The 14,744-nt window shown below is 72.9% G+C and carries 13 protein-coding genes; 7 read left to right on the forward strand and 6 right to left on the reverse strand.

Annotated elements, in window-relative coordinates; genetic code table 11:
• The 4 genes from K7B10_RS33450 to K7B10_RS33465 all read left to right on the forward strand — a co-directional run.
• Positions 1-2,565, forward strand: a 2,565-nt coding sequence (locus K7B10_RS33450; RefSeq protein WP_372481499.1) for a sensor histidine kinase, incomplete at its 5' end; no start/stop codon positions are given.
• A complete protein-coding gene (locus tag K7B10_RS33455; protein WP_229342598.1) occupies positions 2,565-3,008 on the forward strand; it encodes a roadblock/LC7 domain-containing protein in 444 nt (147 codons plus the stop codon). The genes K7B10_RS33450 and K7B10_RS33455, both read left to right, overlap by 1 nt.
• Before the next feature lie 17 nt (positions 3,009-3,025).
• Complete coding sequence (locus tag K7B10_RS33460) at positions 3,026-3,406, forward strand: DUF742 domain-containing protein (RefSeq protein WP_229342599.1); 381 nt, start codon at positions 3,026-3,028, stop codon at positions 3,404-3,406.
• The gene (locus K7B10_RS33465) at positions 3,406-4,059 is read left to right on the forward strand and encodes a GTP-binding protein (RefSeq protein ID WP_229342600.1); all 654 of its coding nucleotides are present in this window, start codon (positions 3,406-3,408) and stop codon (positions 4,057-4,059) included. Before K7B10_RS33460 ends, K7B10_RS33465 begins: the two co-directional genes overlap by 1 nt.
• 39 nt (positions 4,060-4,098) lie before the next feature.
• On the opposite strand, the gene K7B10_RS33470 is transcribed toward K7B10_RS33465, so the two are convergent.
• Positions 4,099-4,527 carry a PPOX class F420-dependent oxidoreductase gene (locus K7B10_RS33470; RefSeq protein ID WP_229342601.1) on the reverse strand — a complete coding sequence of 143 codons (429 nt, stop codon included), beginning with the start codon at positions 4,525-4,527 and terminating at the stop codon, positions 4,099-4,101.
• Between the two features lie 107 nt (positions 4,528-4,634).
• Between K7B10_RS33470 and K7B10_RS33475 the strand changes: the two genes are divergently transcribed.
• Both K7B10_RS33475 and K7B10_RS33480 read left to right on the forward strand, forming a co-directional pair.
• On the forward strand, positions 4,635-5,033 hold the full coding sequence (locus K7B10_RS33475; protein WP_030158066.1) for a roadblock/LC7 domain-containing protein: 399 nt from the start codon (positions 4,635-4,637) through the stop codon (positions 5,031-5,033).
• Positions 5,034-5,273: 240 nt separating this feature from the next.
• Positions 5,274-6,026: a DUF6397 family protein gene (locus K7B10_RS33480; protein WP_229342602.1), complete on the forward strand. Its 753-nt coding sequence runs from the start codon at positions 5,274-5,276 to the stop codon at positions 6,024-6,026.
• Here the strand turns inward: K7B10_RS33480 and K7B10_RS33485 are convergent.
• The 3 genes from K7B10_RS33485 to K7B10_RS33495 form a co-directional block, all read right to left on the reverse strand.
• Positions 5,990-6,391, reverse strand: a complete 402-nt coding sequence (locus K7B10_RS33485) for a YchJ family protein (RefSeq protein ID WP_030860500.1) — start codon at positions 6,389-6,391, stop codon at positions 5,990-5,992. The two genes, K7B10_RS33480 and K7B10_RS33485, sit on opposite strands and share 37 nt — an antisense overlap.
• Positions 6,392-6,441: 50 nt before the next feature.
• On the reverse strand, positions 6,442-7,344 hold the full coding sequence (locus K7B10_RS33490; RefSeq protein ID WP_229342603.1) for an acyl-CoA thioesterase: 903 nt from the start codon (positions 7,342-7,344) through the stop codon (positions 6,442-6,444).
• Positions 7,345-7,423: 79 nt separating this feature from the next.
• Positions 7,424-9,946: a DEAD/DEAH box helicase gene (locus K7B10_RS33495; RefSeq protein ID WP_229342604.1), complete on the reverse strand. Its 2,523-nt coding sequence runs from the start codon at positions 9,944-9,946 to the stop codon at positions 7,424-7,426.
• 145 nt (positions 9,947-10,091) lie between these two features.
• Here K7B10_RS33495 and K7B10_RS33500 point away from each other — a divergent pair, with 145 nt between their 5' ends.
• Positions 10,092-10,883 (forward strand): metal-dependent hydrolase, encoded by a 792-nt coding sequence (locus K7B10_RS33500; protein ID WP_229342605.1) that lies wholly within the window; start codon positions 10,092-10,094, stop codon positions 10,881-10,883.
• An 89-nt stretch (positions 10,884-10,972) separates the two neighbouring features.
• Here K7B10_RS33500 and K7B10_RS33505 read toward each other — a convergent pair whose 3' ends face one another.
• The gene (locus K7B10_RS33505) at positions 10,973-12,754 is read right to left on the reverse strand and encodes an ABC transporter ATP-binding protein (protein WP_229342606.1); all 1,782 of its coding nucleotides are present in this window, start codon (positions 12,752-12,754) and stop codon (positions 10,973-10,975) included.
• Positions 12,751-14,604, reverse strand: coding sequence for an ABC transporter transmembrane domain-containing protein (locus tag K7B10_RS33510; RefSeq protein ID WP_229342607.1), 1,854 nt, complete (start codon positions 14,602-14,604; stop codon positions 12,751-12,753). Before K7B10_RS33510 ends, K7B10_RS33505 begins: the two co-directional genes overlap by 4 nt.
• Between the last annotated feature and the right edge of the window lie 140 nt (positions 14,605-14,744).

Consider the following 14,744-nt stretch of genomic DNA (forward strand, 5'->3'; position numbering starts at 1 on the left):
GGACCGCCCGCCGAGGAACCGGCGGCGCCGGACGGCGGACGGCCCGGCGGACCCGGCCCGGTGACGGCGACCGGCGCCGCGGCGGCTTCCGGCGGCGGCTCCCGCAGGTCCGCGCTGCGCCCCGCCTCCGTCCGCGCGAAGATCGTGTCCCTCCTGATGGTCCCGGTCGTCTCCCTCCTCGCCCTCTGGGGCTTCGCGACCGTCAGCACCGCCCAGGACATCGCCCGGCTCACCCGCGCCCAACGCGTCGACGAGCAGATACGCACCCCCGTCGCGGCGGCCGTCACCGAGCTCCAGGCCGAACGTCGCGCCGCCGTCCGCTACCTGGCCGATCCCGGCTCCGACCAGGGCGCCGCGCTGGAACAGCAGACGCGGCGCACCGACGCCGCCGTCCGGCGGCTGCGGCTCGGCGACCGGCACACGGTCGCCGAGTCCGGCGACCACCGTTCCGACGTCGTGGTCCGCGTCGGCGCCTTCGTGGCCGCGGCGGAGGGGCTCGGCGCCACCCGCAAGGACGTCACGGACCGGCGGGCGACCCAGGACGCGGTGTACGAGACGTACACGCGCGTCGTCGACAGTGCCCTCGCCGTCGACGGTTCCCTCACCGGCGGCGCCGAGGCCGAACTGGGCCCCGAAGCCCGCGTGCTGCTCGAATTCGCCCGCGCCGGTGAACTCCTCGCCCGCGAGGACGCGCTGATCGCCGCGTCCGGCCCGCGCACCGCCGAAACGCTTCGGCGCCTGACCGGCGTCATCGAGACCCGCCGCGCCCTCACCGCGGGCAGCGCCGACGATCTGCCCGCGGCCCAGCAGGCCGCCTGGCAGTCCCTCGCCAAGAGCTCCGCCTACGCCGAACTGACCGCCGCCGAGGACCGGTTGCTCGCCGGCACGGCAACCACGGGAGCGGCCGCGGCCGCGGCCGCGGGCACGGCCAAGGACACGGCCAAGGACACGGCCCGGGACGCGGCCACCGGACCGGCCAAGGACGCGGCCCGCGGCGGCGCGCCCGCCGGCTGGGACCCCGCGTACACGAGCGTCGGCACCTCGATGCGCGAGATCGCCGCAGCCGCCCACGCCGGAGCCGTCGACCGCACCGACCCCCTCGCCCAGGGCGGCCTCAGCCCCGCCGGAGCCGCCGTACTGCTGGGCCTCGCCGCCGTCGCCGCCTCCCTCGTCATCTCCGTGCGCATCGGCCGCGCCCTCGTCGTGGAACTCGTCTCGCTGCGCAACACCGCCCTGGAGATCGCCCACCGCAAGCTCCCGCACGCCATGGACCGGCTCCGGGCCGGCCAGGACATCGACGTCGAGGCCGAGACCCCGCCCCCGCCCCCGGCCGACGACGAGATCACCCAGGTCGGCGAGGCCCTCGCCACCGTCCACCGGGCCGCCCTCAGCGCCGCCGTGGAGCGCGCCGAGCTCGCCAGCGGCGTGAGCGGCGTCTTCGTCAACCTCGCACGCCGCAGCCAGGTCCTGGTGCACAAGCAGCTCACCCTGCTCGACTCGATGGAACGGCGCTCCGACGACCCGGGCGAACTCGGCGACCTCTTCCGCCTCGACCACCTCACGACGCGGATGCGCCGGCACGCGGAGAGCCTGATCATCCTGTCCGGGGCCGCTCCCGGGCGGGCCTGGCGGATGCCGGTCCCGCTGACGAACGTCGTACGGGCCGCCGTGTCCGAGATCGAGGACTACCCGCGCGTCGAGGTCGGCCGGCTGGCCGAGGCCGCCGTGCTCGGCGGCGCGGTCGCCGACCTCACGCACCTGCTCGCCGAACTCATCGAGAACGCCACCCAGTTCTCCCCGCCCCACACCAAGGTCCGCGTCAGCGGTGAACCGGTCGGCGCCGGATACGTCCTGGAGGTGGAGGACCGCGGGCTCGGCATGGGCCGCGAGTCCCTCCAGGAGGCCAACCGGCGCATCGAGCAGTCCGAGGCCCTCGACCTCTTCGACAGCGACCGGCTCGGGCTCTTCGTGGTCAGCCGGCTCTCCGCCCGGCACGGTGTGCGGGTGCACCTGCGCACGTCGCCGTACGGTGGCACGACCGCCGTGGTGCTCCTGCCGAACTCCCTGCTCCAGGGCGCGATCGAGTCCGGCTCCGCGCCGGCGCCGGAACCGGGCGCGCTCTTCGAATCCCCCGCGGAACCGGGGGAGCCGGCGGCGCAGCCGCCCGCGATGAGCGTCGTACGGCAGGACGCGCGCCGGTCGGCGGTACGGGAGGAGCCCCGCGGCATCCCGGCGCCGGAGCGGGTTCCCGTACGGGAGGAGGAGCCGCGCCCGGCCCCGGTGGCCTCCCTGCGGCAGCGGGTCCCCGGGGGAGCGGAGGCCGCCGAACTGCCGCGCCGCGTACGCCAGGCCAGCCTGGTCCCGCAGCTGCGCGAGGCTCCCGCTCCGCAGGACCGGGCGGGGGCGCGCCTGCCCGAGGATCCGCCGGGGCGCAGCCCTGAGCAGGCCCGGGACCGGATGACGTCCTACCGGGCCGGCTGGGTCCGCGGCGCTCAAGAGACCGGCGCGCAGGAGACCGGCTCCCAGGAGACCGGCGCCCACGCAGGCAGCGAAGGAGACGTGTGATGATCGAGCACCAGAGATTCAACCCCGACGGAATCCGCCGGTCCGGCGAACTGGACTGGCTGCTGGACGACCTGGTCGTCCGGGTCCGCGAGGTCCGGCATGCCGTGGTCCTGTCCAACGACGGCCTGGCGGTGGGCGCGTCCAGCGCGCTGAGCCGGGAGGACGCGGAGCACCTGGCCGCCGTCGCCTCAGGCTTCCACAGTCTCGCGAAGGGCGCGGGGCGGCACTTCCACGCCGGGGGCGTGCGCCAGACGATGGTGGAGATGGACGAGGGGTTCCTCTTCGTCGCGGCCGCCGGGGACGGTTCCTGCCTGGCCGTGCTGAGCGCGGCGAGCGCCGACATCGGGCTGATCGCGTACGAGATGGCCCGGCTCGTGAAGCGCGTCGGGGAGCATCTCCACACCCCGTCCCGGTTCGCGGCGCGCCCGCCGGCCGCGGGCTGAGGGCGGCGGTCCGGCACATGGACGGCCAGTGGTACGACGCCGACGCGGGCCCGCTCGTCCGTCCGTACGCGATGACGGGCGGACGTACGAAGCCGGGACCCCACGGGGTCCGGTTCGATCTGATCGCGCTGGTCGTCGTGGACGGCGACGGCGGGGACGCGGCGGCCGAGTCGCTGCTCGGCCCCGAACACCGGGCGCTGCTCGGGCTCTGCCGGTCCGTGACCCAGTCGGTGGCGGAGCTCGCCGCGGACGCGGACCTTCCGGTGGGCGTGGTGAGGGTGCTGCTCGGCGACCTGCTGGAGGGCGGTCACGTCAAGGTGAGCCGGCCGGTGCCGCCCGCCCGTCTGCCGGACGAACGGATTCTGCGTGAAGTCATCGAGGGATTGCGAGCGCTGTGATGGGACAACACCACGACGGGACCGGCGGACCGGACGTGCATGCGGATCCGGAGGAGGACGGGGAACTGGCGGCGCTCTCGCTGAAGATACTCGTGGCGGGCGGGTTCGGGGTCGGCAAGACGACGCTGGTCGGCGCGGTCAGCGAGATCCGGCCGCTGCGGACGGAGGAGCTGCTCAGCGAGGCGGGCGAACTGGTCGACGACACGGGTGGGGTCGCCCAGAAGACGACCACGACCGTGGCCATGGACTTCGGGCGCATCACCATCCGGTCCGGGCTGTCGCTCTACCTGTTCGGGACGCCGGGGCAGGACCGGTTCTGGTTCCTGTGGGACGAGCTGTCGCAGGGAGCCCTCGGCGCGGTGGTCCTCGCGGACACGCGCAGGCTGGAGGACTGTTTCCCGGCGGTGGACTACTTCGAGCACCGGCGCATCCCGTTCGTGGTGGCCGTCAACTGCTTCACGGACGCGCGGCGGTACGGAGCGCACGACGTGGCGCGGGCACTGGATCTGGAGTCGGGAACGCCGGTGGTGCTGTGTGACGCGCGGGACAAGGACTCGGGGAAGGAAGTGCTGATCAGGCTGGTCGAGTACGCCGGGCGGGTGCACACCGCCCGGCTGCTGGACTCGGTGGAGCCGCAGGCCGGTTCCGTGTGAGGGGGCCGGCCCGCGGCAGGGGAAGGGGCGGTGCGCGCGTCAGTGGGTGATGCCGTCGACGGAGATCACCTTGTCGATGGGGACGCGGACGAGGAGTTCGCCGGGGACGGCGTTGCGGCGGCCGAAGGCCTCGGCGCGCTCCTCGCCCATGTACCGGGCGGCGATCCGCGTCGCCCAGGGGAGCATCTCCTCCAGGTCCTCGCCGATCTCGGCGCGCCCCTGGAGGACGACGTAGGAGTACGGCGGACGGTCGTCGTCCACACAGAGCGCGACGCGGCCGTCGCGCAGCAGGTTGCGCCCCTTCACCGTGTCCTTGCCGGTGTTGAACACGAAGGTGTCGCCGTCGAGGACGAACCAGACGGGTGCGACGTGCGGGCTGCCGTCCTCGCGGACGGTGGACAGCTTGCCGGTACGGGTTCCGTACGAGACGAATGCCCGCCATTCCTCTTGAGTCATCTTCTTCGCCATGGGCACATCCTCCTTGCCCGAAAGGCGCTGGTGGGGAAGGCTTGCGGCACTTACTACGAGGGGTGGGGCGCGGCCACGCCGGCGGCGTCGACGGGGAGGGGCTCGAAATGGCACTGGACAAGCAACTCGACTGGCTGCTCGATGACCTGACACGCAGGGTCCAGCAGGTCAGGCACGCGGTGGTGCTCTCCAATGACGGCCTGGTGACGGGTGCGAGCGCGGGTCTGGCCCGGGAGGACGCGGAGCATCTGGCGGCGGTGGCGGCGGGGTTGCAGAGTCTGGCGAAGGGGTCGGGCCGGCATTTCAGGGCGGGCGAGGTGCGTCAGACGATGGTCGAGTACGACGACGGCGCACTGTTCGTCATGGCGGCGGGCGCGGGGAGCTCGCTGTGCGTGCTGAGCGCCGCCGAGGCCGACATCGGCCAGGTCGCGTACGAGATGACGCTGCTGGTCAACCGGGTGGGGGAGCACTTGGGAGTGGCGGAGCGGCGGATCACGGGGGGCTGAGGCCTTCTGGGTTTCGGGGGGTGCTGCGGAGTTGTCCACAGGCCTCGCGCGGTGTCGTAGCACCGAGTTACGGTCTTCACACAGAGTAATCGTCTCGTGTGGGGGAGGACCGTCATGGAGGTCGCGACGCAGGTCTTGTCGGATGTACAGGGGCAGGCCTCTCCACGGGGGCGGTCCTCGCCGGTTGTCCGGACGGCCGGGCCGCCGGCGGTGCGGGCGCGGCCGCTGCCGGATGCGACGGTGGGCGGCGCCCGGGCGGCCGAGGAACTGAGGCTGACCCGGACCGGGTTCGCCCGGGCCGTGCAGCTGGGCATCGTACGGGCGGGGCCGTCGGCGCCGGGAGGGGCCGCGCGGTACGCGCGGGCCGAGCTGGAGCGGGTCCGGTCGGCCGAGGGGTTCCCGGACGCGCTGCGGGAACGGGTCGAGACGGTGGCCGGAGCCGAGGCCGCCGGTGCGGTGCTGGGGATCAGCCCGGGCCGTTTCACGCGCCTCGCGCGTTGCGGGCACATCACCCCGGTCGGCTACCGGATCAACCGCTACCGGGTGGTGGTGTGGCTCTATCTGGCCGCGGAGCTGAGGGAGTTCGCCGGCCGGGAGCCGGGGATGCTGCGCGGGAGCGCACCCCCGGCCGACCGGGAGCTGCTGGCCGCCAAGGCGGATCTGCGACCTCGGAAGTGGCGCGGCCGGCATGTGGGGCTGCTGCTGAGACGAACCGCCGACCCCTGGGAGCGGGCCGCGGTGCTCGCCTCCGTCCTCCCGGAGGAGGAGCTGCGCCAGGCCGTGCCCGATCCGGCGGAGCGGATCCTGCTGGCCGCGCTCGCCCCGCCCCCGCCGTACGGGCATCCCCAGATCCCCGCCGCGGCGGCCGTGGCGCTGCGGCTGCTGCGGGCGGAGCCGCCGGACGAGGCCCACTGGTACCGCACCAGCCTGGAGTTCGCGCTGACCGGGGCCCGCGGTCAGTCGAAGTCGACGGGGGAGAGGGGGCCGACGTAGACCCAGGCCCCGGCCTCCCGGGCGAAGGCGCTGTGCTCGTGCAGGGAACCGGCGTGCCGGCCCTCGCGATAGTGCGCCCGGAACTCCACCGATCCCTCCGTCTCGAACATCCCGCCGCGCTCGGTGGCGAGGATCTCCAGACGCTCCCAGCGCTGGCCGGGGTCCAGGTCGAGCCGGCCGGGCCGGGTGCTCGGGTGCCAGGAGCGCAGCAGGTAGGCGGTGTCGCCGACGGCGAACGCGCTGAAGCGGGAACGCATCAGCAGCTCGGCGGTGGGCGCCTGCTGCGCACCGGAGTGGAAGCGGCCGCAGCACTCCGGGTAGGCGGCGGGCAGCCCGCAGGGGCAGGGGAGGGCCGGGGTGGGCATCGGGGCGCTCAGCTCTTCGTGGACGGGACGGACTGGCGGAAGGAGGTGGGCTACTGGGGTGACACGGGATGCTTGGCCGCGTTCTCGGCGTACGGGCGGAAGAGACCTTCCTGGACCACGGAGACCAGCAGCCTGCCCTCCAGGTCGTAGATGCGGCCCCGGGCGAGGCCCCGGCCGCCGTGCGCGATGGGCGACTCCTGGTCGTACAGGAACCACTCGTCCGCGCGGAACGGCCGGTGGAACCACATGGCGTGGTCCAGCGAGGCCATGTCGAAACCGCGCATGCCCCACAGGGGCTCCACGGGGATGCGCACGGCGTCGAGGAGGGTCATGTCACTGGCGTAGGTGAGCGCGCAGGTGTGCACCAGCGGGTCGTCGCCCAGCGGGCCGACCGCGCGCATCCACACCGCGCTGCGCGGATCGGCGCCCTTGAGCTCCTCGGGAGTCCAGCGCAGCCGGTCCGTGTACCGGATGTCGAACGGCTGGCGGCGGGCCATCCGCTCCAGCGCCTCGGGCAGCGCGCCCAAGTGCTCGCGGATCTCGTCCGCGACCTTCGGGAGCGTGTCCGGGTGGGGGAAGTCGAGTCGGGGAGGCAGCTGGTGCTCGATGCTGCCCTCCTCCGGATGATGGAAGGAGGCGGTGAGATTGAAGATCGTCTTGCCCTGCTGGACCGCGGTGACGCGGCGCGTGGTGAAGGACCGCCCGTCGCGCACCCGCTCCACCTGGTACACGATCGGCACCCCGGGGATGCCGGGGCGCAGGAAGTACGAGTGCAGCGAGTGGACCGGGCGGTCGCTCTCGGTGGTACGGCCGGCGGCCACCAGGGCCTGGCCGGCGACCTGCCCGCCGAAGACCCGCTGGAGGGATTCCTGCGGGCTGGCGCCGCGGAAGATGTTGACCTCGATCTGCTCCAGGTCGAGCAGATCGACGAGTCTCTCGGCGGGATTCGTCATCAGAGGTTCTCCACTGTCGGGTCCGGCGGTTTCGGCGGGGCGGGGTGCTCGGGCGGGTCGGGTCGCTTGCGGGGGTGGGTCAGAGCGCGCCGAGCTCACCGACCGAGGTCAGCCGGATGATCGCACGGCCTTCCTCGTCGGAGGCCGCGAGGTCGACCTCGGCGCTGATGCCCCAGCCATGGTCCCCGTTGGGGTCCGCGAAGGTCTGGCGGACGCGCCACAGCCCGTGCGCCGGGTCCTCCTCGATCTGGAGCAGCTTCGGGCCGCGGGCGTCGGGGCCGGTGCCCAGGTCGTCGTACTCGTCCCAGTACGCGTCCATGGCCTCGCCCCAGGCGTCGGCGTCCCAGCCGGCCTCGGCGTCCAGCTCGCCCAGCTGGTCGACGTGGTCCAGGGCGGCGAGCTCCACGCGGCGGAACATGGCGTTGCGCACCAGGACGCGGAAGGCGCGGGCGTTCGCCGTGACCGGCTTGACCTGGTCGGCCTTCTCCTGGGCCTGCTCCGCCGTCTCCACCTCCGGGTTCGCCAGCTGCTCCCACTCGTCGAGCAGACTGGAGTCGACCTGGCGGACGAGCTCGCCCAGCCAGGCGATGAGGTCCTGAAGGTCCTCGGACTTGAGGTCGTCGGGGATGGTGTGGTCCAGCGCCTTGTACGCGCTCGCCAGGTAGCGCAGCACGATGCCCTCGGTGCGGGCGAGTTCGTAGAAGGAGGTGAACTCGGTGAAGGTCATCGCGCGCTCGTACATGTCGCGGATGATCGACTTCGGGGAGACCGGGTGGTCGCCGACCCACGGGTGGCTCTTGCGGTACACGTCGTAGGCGTGGAAGAGGAGCTCTTCGAGCGGCTTGGGATAGGTGACGTCCTGGAGACGCTCCATCCGCTCCTCGTACTCGATCCCGTCGGCCTTCATCGCGCCCACGGCGATGCCGCGCTCCTTGTTCTGCTGGGCGGCCAGGATCTGGCGCGGGTCGTCGAGCGTGGACTCGACCACGGAGACCATGTCCAGGGCATAGGAGGGGGACTCGGGGTCCAGCAGGTCGAAGGAGGCGAGGGCGAAGGTGGACAGCGGCTGGTTGAGCGCGAAGTCCTGCTGGAGGTCGACGGTGAGCCGGATGGTGCGGCCCTCCGCGTCCGGGGTGTCGAGCTTCTCGACCACGCCGCCGTCCAGCAGCGAGCGGTAGATCGCGATGGCCCGGCGGATGTGCCGCAGCTGCGCCTTGCGCGGCTCGTGGTTGTCCTCCAGGAGGTGGCGCATCGCCTTGAAGGCATCGCCCGGACGGGCGATGACCGACAGCAGCATGATGTTGGTGACCTTGAACCGGGAGGTGAGCGGCTCCGGGTCGGCGGCGATGAGCTTCTCGAAGGTGGTGTCCGACCAGGCGACGAAGCCCTCGGGAGCCTTCTTGCGCACCACCTTGCGGCGCTTCTTCGGATCGTCGCCCGCCTTCGCGAGGGCCTTCTCGTTCTCGATGACGTGCTCGGGCGCCTGGGCGACCACGTAGCCCGCCGTGTCGAAGCCGGCCCGGCCGGCACGGCCGGCGATCTGGTGGAACTCGCGGGCGCGCAGCGTGCGGACCCGGTTGCCGTCGTACTTGGTGAGGGCGGTGAACAGCACCGTGCGGATGGGGACGTTGACGCCGACGCCGAGGGTGTCGGTACCGCAGATCACCTTCAGCAGGCCGGCCTGGGCCAGCTTCTCGACCAGGCGCCGGTACTTGGGCAGCATGCCCGCGTGGTGGACGCCGATGCCGTGCCGGACGTAGCGGGAGAGGTTCTGGCCGAACTTGGTGGTGAAGCGGAAGTTGCCGATCAGATCGGCGATCTTGTCCTTCTCCTCGCGGGTGCACATGTTGATGCTCATCAGCGACTGCGCCCGCTCGACCGCCTGGGCCTGCGTGAAGTGCACGATGTACACCGGGGCCTGCCGGGTGTCCAGCAGCTCGGTGATGGTGTCGGTGATCGGCGTCGTGACGTACTCGTACGACAGCGGCACGGGCCGGCTCGCGGAGCGCACCACCGAGGTCGGCCGACCGGTGCGCCGGGTCAGGTCCTCCTCGAACCGCTTCACGTCGCCGAGCGTCGCCGACATCAGGACGAACTGCGCCTGCGGGAGCTCCAGCAGCGGGATCTGCCACGCCCAGCCGCGGTCCGGCTCGGCATAGAAGTGGAACTCGTCCATCACGACCTGGCCGATGTCGGCGTACTTGCCGTCACGCAGGGCGATGGAGGCCAGCACCTCGGCGGTGCAGCAGATCACCGGGGCGTCCGCGTTCACGGAGGCGTCGCCGGTCAGCATGCCGACGTTCTCGGTGCCGAACAGCTTGCACAGGTCGAAGAACTTCTCCGACACCAGCGCCTTGATCGGGGCGGTGTAGAAGGTCACCTTGTCCTGGGCGAGGGCGGTGAAGTGCGCGCCCGCCGCGACGAGGCTCTTGCCGGAGCCGGTCGGGGTGGACAAGATCACGTTCGCGCCGGAGACGACCTCGATCAGCGCCTCCTCCTGAGCCGGGTACAGGGTGATGCCCTGATCCTCCGCCCACGAGGAGAAAGCCTCGAAGAGGGCGTCGGGGTCGGCGTTCGGCGGGAGCTGATCAATGAGGGTCACACCCCCCATCTTGCCTGGCTTCCCGCCGGAAGAGGGAACCGGCGGACGGATCGAAGATCACCGCCGGTACGCTGTGCCGTTGACCGGGCCCGAACGAAACCGTCAACAGGGCCCGACCACCACACGACTGGGGCGGGGAACGACCATGATGGGTCCGGCGCACTCACTGTCCGGGGCGGCAGCCTGGCTGGGGGTCGGAGCGGCGGCCGCGGCCGCCGGTCACCCGATGCCCTGGCCGGTCCTCGTCGTCGGAGCGCTCATCTGCGCCGGCGCCGCGCTCGCCCCCGACCTGGACCACAAGTCGGCGACGATCTCGCGCGCCTTCGGCCCGCTCTCCAAGGGCCTGTGCGAGGTGGTCGACAAGATCTCCTACGCCGTCTACAAGGCCACCCGAGCCCCGAAGGACGCCTGCCGGACCGGCGGCCACCGCACTCTGACGCACACCTGGCTGTGGGCCGTCCTGATCGGCGGCGGCTCCTCCGCACTGGCGGCCACCACCGACCGCTGGGGCGTGCTCGTCCTGCTCTTCGTCCACCTGGTCCTGGCCGTGGAGGGCCTGCTGTGGCGGGCGGCCCGGATGTCCAGCGACGTCCTCGTCTGGCTGCTGGGCGCCACCAGCGCCTGGATCCTGGCCGGCGTCCTCGACCAGCCCGGCAACGGCGCCGGATGGCTGTTCACCGGCCCCGGGCAGGAATACCTCTGGCTCGGCCTGCCGATCCTGCTCGGCGCCCTGGTCCACGACATCGGCGACGCCCTGACCGTCTCCGGCTGCCCCATCCTGTGGCCCCTCCCGATCGCCGGGAAGCGCTGGTACCCCATCGGCCCGCCCAAGGGCATGCGCTTCCGGGCCGGCAGCTGGGTGGAGCTCAAGGTGCTCATGCCCGTCTTCATGCTGCTCGGCGGCATAGGCGGAGCCTCCGCCCTCGGCTTCATCTAGGCCGGGAGTCCATCCGGCACGGCGAAGGCCCCGGCCCCCCGCAGGTCAGCGGGGAACCGGGGCCTCGTACGACAGCCGGTGCGGGCCGGTCAGCCGTGCCAGGAGCGCCAGAGCGCCGCGTACGCGCCGTCCGCCGCGACCAGCTCGTCGTGTGAGCCCAGTTCGCTGATCCGGCCACCCTCGACCACCGCGATCACGTCCGCGTCGTGCGCGGTGTGCAGGCGGTGCGCGATCGCGATCACGGTACGGCCGTCGAGCACCCGGGCCAGCGAGCGCTCCAGATGCCGTGCGGCCCGCGGGTCCAGCAGCGAGGTGGCCTCGTCCAGCACCAGCGTGTGCGGGTCGGCCAGCACCAGCCGGGCCAGTGCGATCTGCTGCGCCTGCGCCGGCGTCAGCGCCGTACCGCCCGAGCCCACCTCGGTGTCCAGACCGCTCTCCAGCGCCCGGGCCCAGCCGTCCGCGTCCACCGCGCCCAGCGCCGCCCACAGCTCGGCGTCACCGGCCCCGGTGCGCGCGAGGCGCAGGTTGTCCCGCAGCGAGCCCACGAACACGTGGTGCTCCTGGTTGACCAGCGCCACCTGCTCGCGCACCCGCTCCGCGGGCATCCGTGACAGCTCCGCCCCGCCGAGGGTGACCTCGCCGGTCCGCGGCGCGTAGATGCCGGCCAGCAGCCGGCCCAGCGTGGACTTGCCCGCCCCCGAGGGGCCGACCAGCGCCATCCGGGTGCCCGGCGGCACGGACATGGACACCTGGTGCAGCACGTCCACGCCCTCCCGGTACCCGAAGCGCACCCCGTCGGCCCGCACGTCCCGACCCGCCGGGGAGACGCCCGCGTCGCCCGCGTCCGGCTCGATCTCCCGTACGCCGACCAGGCGGGCGATCGAGACCTGGGCGACCTGCAGCTCGTCGTACCAGCGCAGGATCAGGCCGATCGGGTCGACCATCATCTGCGCCAGCAGCGCACCGGTGGTCAGCTGGCCCACGGACATCCAGCCCTGCAGCACGCAGTACCCGCCGATCATCAGCACGGAGCCGAGGATCGTCACGAAGGTGACGTTGATGACGGGGAAGAGGACCGTCCGCAGGTACAGCGTGTACCGCTCCCACGCCGTCCACTCCTTGATCCGCCGCTCCGACAGCGCGATCCGGTCCGGTCCGAGGCGGTGCGCCTCCACGGTGCGCCCGGCGTCCACCGTCTCGGTGAGCACGGCCGAGACCGCCGCGTACCCGGCCGCCTCCGAGCGGTACGCCGACGGCGCCCGCCGGAAGTACCAGCGGCAGCCGATCACCAGCACCGGCAGTGCCACCAGCGCGGCCAGGGCCAGCGGCGGCGCGGTCACCGTGAGCGCCCCGAAGAGCAGCGCGACCCAGACCACGCCGATGGCCAGCTGCGGCACGGCCTCGCGCATCGCGTTGGCCAGCCGGTCGATGTCGGTGGTGATCCGCGACAGCAGGTCACCGGTGCCGGCCCGCTCCAGCACGCCCGGGGGAAGGCCCACGGAGCGCACCAGGAAGTCCTCGCGGAGGTCGGCCAGCATCTCCTCGCCGAGCATCGCGCCGCGCAGCCGGACCAGCCGGACGAAGAAGGTCTGGGCGACGAGGGCCAGCGCGAACAGCAGGGCCACGCGCCCCAGATGGAGCTCGCGCGCCCCCGCCGCCAGCTGGTCCACGACCCGGCCCAGCAGGTACGGGCCGACCATGGAGGCCGTCACCGCGGCCGCGTTGACCGTCACCAGCACCACGAAGGCCCGCCGGTGCCGGCGGAACAGGCCGCGCACATAGCCCCGTACGGTCGCCGGGGTGCCCACGGGCAGGGTGGCGGCCGATGTGGGGGCCGCCGGATCGTATTGCGGCGGCGCCACGCCGATCATGCGGATTCCTCGATCTCTGTCAGTGTCTTTTCCAGCCGGGCTTCTTCCAGCCGGGTCAGTTCCATCGTGGCCACCCGCTGTTCCTCTTCGGTCTCGCGGGTGACGACCGCCCGGTAGAGCGGTTCGCCGTGCAGCAGTTCGCGGTGCGTGCCGGTCGCGGCGACCGCGCCCTCGTGGATCAGGACCACCCGGTCGGCGCGGTCCAGGAGCAGCGGAGAGGAGGCCAGCACCACTGTCGTGCGCCCCGCGCGCAGGGCGCTGATCCCGTCGGCGATCCGCGCCTCGGTGTGCGAGTCGACGGCCGAGGTCGGCTCGTCCAGCACCAGCACCTCCGGGTCGGTGGCCAGGGACCGTGCCAGCGCGAGCCGCTGCCGCTGCCCGCCGGACAGCGACCGGCCGCGCTCGGTGATCCGCGCGTCCATCGGGTCGTCCACCCCGTCCGGCGCCGACTGCAGCAGCGCGTCCAGGACGTCGGCGCACTGGGCGGCGGCCAGCGCCGCCCCGGGCTCGACCGCTCCGGACGCCGGTACGGCGAACAGCTCGCGCAGCGTTCCGGACAGCAGCACCGGGTCCTTGTCCTGTACGAGGACCAGTGTGCGCGCCGTGTCCAGCGCCAGCTCGTCCAGCGCGACCCCGCCCAGCAGCACCGGGACCCGCTCGGACACCGGGCCGTCGTCCGCCGGATGCCCGCCGAGACGCTCGGCGAGCCGGCCCGCCAGGTCCGGATCCCCGCAGACCACGGCGGTGAACCGGCCCGCCGGGGCCAGCAGTCCCGTCGCGGGGTCGTACAGGTCCCCGCCCGGCGCCGGAGTCTCCGGGATCCGGGCCTGCGCCGCTTCCGGCTCGGGGGCGTCCGTACGCGTCAGCGACAGCACCCGCGCCGCGCGCGCGGCGGAGGGCCGGGAGAAGGAGTACGCCATGGCGATCTCCTCGAAGTGCCGCAGCGGGTAGAGCATCGTGGCCACCGCGGAGAAGGCGGCGACGAGTTCACCGACCGCGAGGCGGCCGTCGAGCACGAGCACGGAGCCGTACCAGACCACCGTGATCAGCAGGGCGCCCGGGAGCAGCACCTGGATCGCGGAGATCAGCGCCCACATCCGGGCGCTGCGCACGGCGGCCTTGCGGACCTCCTGCGAGGCCTCGCGGTAGCGGCCCAGGAACAGCTCCTCGCCGCCGATGCCGCGCAGCACCCGCAGGCCGGCGACGGTGTCGGAGGCCAGTTCGGTGGCCTTGCCGGCCTTCTCGCGCTGGATGTCGGTGCGCCGGGTGGCACGCGGCAGCAGCGGCAGCACGGACAGGGCCAGCACGGGGACGCCGATCGCGACGACCACGCCGATCGAAGGCGCGTAGAACAGCAGGCCGACGCAGATGGCGACGACGGAGAAGGCGGCGGCGAGGAAGCGGGAGACCGCCTCGACGAACCAGCCGATCTTCTCCACGTCGCCCGTGGAGACCGCGACCACCTCGCCCGCCGCGACCCGCCGGGTCAGGGCGGAGCCCAGCTCGGCGGTCTTGCGGGCGAGCAGCTGCTGCACCCGCGCGGCGGCGGTGATCCAGTTGGTGACGGCGGTCCGGTGGAGCATCGCGTCGCCGACCGAGATGGCGACGCCGATCAGTGCCAGCACCGCGCCGACCAGCAGGAGCCGGGTGCCGTCGCGCTGTACGACCGCCTCGACCCCCAGGCCCACCGCGTACGGCAGCCCGGCGACGCCGCCGAAGTGCACCAGTCCCCAGCACAGGCTTCTGGCCTGGCCGCCGAGTTGGCCCCGCCCCAGCCACACGAGGAAGCGCGGGCCGGAGCGGGCGTCTGGTACTCCGGGATCCGGATACGGAAGATCGCTGATCTGCATGACGCCTCATGACTGGTCGAGTGGTTCAAACCGAGCAAGGTTCGCCTTCCGGACCGGTCACGGGCAATCGATTTTGCGTTGGCCACGGCCTCACGCGGCGGGATGTGCGGCTCGGGCAGCCGTAAACCGCCAGGTCAACG

This window comes from Streptomyces flavotricini (assembly GCF_020639365.1).
In the GTDB taxonomy this organism is placed as follows: Bacteria; Actinomycetota; Actinomycetes; order Streptomycetales; family Streptomycetaceae; genus Streptomyces; species Streptomyces flavotricini.

Bases quoted from the DNA above. Each gene is read 5' to 3' on its own strand.
- K7B10_RS33470 (WP_229342601.1), bottom strand. From the start codon at position 4,527: ATGGCGAAGAAGATGACTCAAGAGGAATGGCGGGCATTCGTCTCGTAC.
- K7B10_RS33505 (WP_229342606.1), bottom strand. From the start codon at position 12,754: ATGATCGGCGTGGCGCCGCCGCAATACGATCCGGCGGCCCCCACATCG.
- K7B10_RS33500 (WP_229342605.1), top strand. From the start codon at position 10,092: ATGATGGGTCCGGCGCACTCACTGTCCGGGGCGGCAGCCTGGCTGGGG.
- K7B10_RS33510 (WP_229342607.1), bottom strand. From the start codon at position 14,604: ATGCAGATCAGCGATCTTCCGTATCCGGATCCCGGAGTACCAGACGCC.
- K7B10_RS33485 (WP_030860500.1), bottom strand. From the start codon at position 6,391: ATGCCCACCCCGGCCCTCCCCTGCCCCTGCGGGCTGCCCGCCGCCTAC.
- K7B10_RS33465 (WP_229342600.1), top strand. From the start codon at position 3,406: ATGGGACAACACCACGACGGGACCGGCGGACCGGACGTGCATGCGGAT.
- K7B10_RS33475 (WP_030158066.1), top strand. From the start codon at position 4,635: ATGGCACTGGACAAGCAACTCGACTGGCTGCTCGATGACCTGACACGC.
- K7B10_RS33455 (WP_229342598.1), top strand. From the start codon at position 2,565: ATGATCGAGCACCAGAGATTCAACCCCGACGGAATCCGCCGGTCCGGC.
- K7B10_RS33460 (WP_229342599.1), top strand. From the start codon at position 3,026: ATGGACGGCCAGTGGTACGACGCCGACGCGGGCCCGCTCGTCCGTCCG.
- K7B10_RS33490 (WP_229342603.1), bottom strand. From the start codon at position 7,344: ATGACGAATCCCGCCGAGAGACTCGTCGATCTGCTCGACCTGGAGCAG.